2 protein-coding genes are annotated in these 2,054 nt (G+C 45.2%); one reads left to right on the forward strand and one right to left on the reverse strand.

What is annotated here, in order from left to right; translation table 11 throughout:
* Window positions 1-329: 329 nt before the first annotated feature.
* A complete protein-coding gene (gene folD / locus PX636_RS09105; RefSeq protein ID WP_002735754.1) occupies window positions 330-1,187 on the reverse strand; it encodes a bifunctional methylenetetrahydrofolate dehydrogenase/methenyltetrahydrofolate cyclohydrolase FolD in 858 nt (285 codons plus the stop codon).
* 89 nt (window positions 1,188-1,276) lie between these two features.
* Here folD and PX636_RS09110 point away from each other — a divergent pair, with 89 nt between their 5' ends.
* Window positions 1,277-1,987, forward strand: coding sequence for a single stranded DNA-binding domain-containing protein (locus PX636_RS09110; protein WP_125732762.1), 711 nt, complete (start codon window positions 1,277-1,279; stop codon window positions 1,985-1,987).
* The last annotated feature ends 67 nt before the right edge of the window (window positions 1,988-2,054 follow it).

Below are 2,054 nucleotides of genomic sequence, written 5' to 3' on the forward strand. Positions count from 1 at the left end.
ACACCAACACCAGCAGTAACTAAGGCAGCCGCACCAAGAATAATCGGGATAATAAAGATCATGACCGAAAAGCTCCTAGTCTATTCAGTTTTGTAAAATTCTACCAACATAGTTAAAAAAAAATCAAGGATTGTATCGGTAGAATTACGGCCCTCTTATTCTTTGTGTGATAAGTTTAACTTATATAGAAGTGATCAATCTTTGTGTCCTTTGTGTCTTTGTGGTTCGTTCCATGCACTCACCAGCAGGACTGTATTTTAGAATAGATTTTACCTACCGAATCCAAGAGAGCCGAATCACTGAATAGCTGATAGCTGGTAGCTGAGGATTTATAACTTGCGTTCGTAACTTAACAAGGTATTTTTTAATAACATTGCCACTGTCATCGGACCGACACCCCCGGGGACAGGAGTAAGATAACTAGCCACTTCTAAAACCCCAGCATAGTCCACATCTCCCACCAAACGGTCAGCGACACGATTAATACCCACATCCACCACCACCGCACCAGGTTTTACCATATCCGGGGTGATTAAATTCGCTTTACCGACCGCAGGTACTAAAATATCGGCACTTCTGGTTATTTCTGCCAGATTTTCCGTGCGCGAGTGAGCAATAGTCACCGTAGCGTTTTCCTCCAATAACATTAAAGCTAAAGGTTTCCCCACTAGAATACTGCGACCCAGCACCACCGCGTGCTTACCAGCTATGGGAATATTATATTCTTTCAGCAGTGCCATGACCCCCGCAGGAGTACAACTGCGGATACAGTCCTCACCTCGCACTAAACCGCCTAAATTGAGAGGATGTAAACCATCAGCATCTTTTTTCGGGTCAATTTGGTAGAGAAGGGAAACCGCATCTAAATGCTTAGGTAAGGGTAATTGAATTAAAATCCCGTCCACCCGCTCATCTTGATTGAGACGGACAATTTCCGCTAAAATTTCTAGTTCACTTGTATCGGTGGGAAAATGACGACCAAAAGAGGCCATGCCGATTTTAGTACAAGCTTTCTCCTTATTGCGGACATAAACGGCACTAGCAGGATTATCCCCCACCATCAACACCGCTAACCCCGGAGGTCTTCCCATTGGAGATTTTAGCGTCTGGATGCGCTCTCCTAGACCAAGCTGGATTTTTTGAGCTAAGGCTTTCCCGTCGAGAATTTGGCAAGTAGTTACGGACATTCTATGATAATACCGAGAACAAAAATCTTTCGGATCCATTCTATGGTCAAAAAGATTGGCTAATGGCACTCGTTAAGGTTAAAGCAAGAATGTCTATCCAGACTCGTGTAGGGCGCATCAGCAGTTTATTATTATTGCTAGGGTTATTCGGTTGTAGTACCCTTGCTGACCTCGGTATTGCCGTTCCCTACATCGGTGATCCTCCCCTAACAGCGATCGAGCAATTACAGGAAAAACCAAAAGGCACTTTAGTTTATCTTAGGGGAACCGTGAGCAATTATGCCCCTTTTTTAGCGGGAGGAGCCTATCTTTTGCAGGATAAGTCTGGTAAGATTTGGATTCGCACCAATAGCAATAAATTACCCCGTCAAGGCGAAGAAATCGTCATTAAGGGCAAAATTGACTTTGAGGCTATTCCCCAGGGTTCCCAAACCGTTAACGAATTGTATGTGGTGGAATTAGAACAGATGGATGCAGTAGCGGTTAATTCTCTTCCTACTCCCTCCCCGTCCCCAGAAATTAAACCCTCCCCCACCTCAGAAGTTAAACCCCCAGAAAACAATTCTCCCCCGGTCTCCACTAAACCCCTCGAAAATCCCCGACAGGTGACAATTCCCAGCGCAGCTGAAACGAAACCCCCAGAAACTCCCGTCGTTACCCCCGTTAAACCCAATCCACCCGTGCAACCCGTCGCAGAAGCGATTCCCCCCAAACCCCCCGCAGTGGTTAAACCCGTCCCAGACCCCCTCGATGCCTTCTTTTTACCCCATAAACAAAGCGAGAAAAACAGTAAACAGTAAACAGTAAACAGTAAACAGTAAACAGTAAACAGTAAACAGTAAACAGTAAACAGTAGCGGGGCAAACA

Origin of the sequence: Microcystis sp. M53598_WE2, assembly GCF_030067735.1 — a bacterium.
Classification (GTDB): domain Bacteria; phylum Cyanobacteriota; class Cyanobacteriia; order Cyanobacteriales; family Microcystaceae; genus Microcystis; species Microcystis aeruginosa.

Excerpts from the sequence above, each read along its gene's own strand:
- folD (WP_002735754.1), bottom strand. The coding sequence starts at position 1,187 with ATGTCCGTAACTACTTGCCAAATTCTCGACGGGAAAGCCTTAGCTCAA.
- PX636_RS09110 (WP_125732762.1), top strand. The coding sequence starts at position 1,277 with ATGTCTATCCAGACTCGTGTAGGGCGCATCAGCAGTTTATTATTATTG.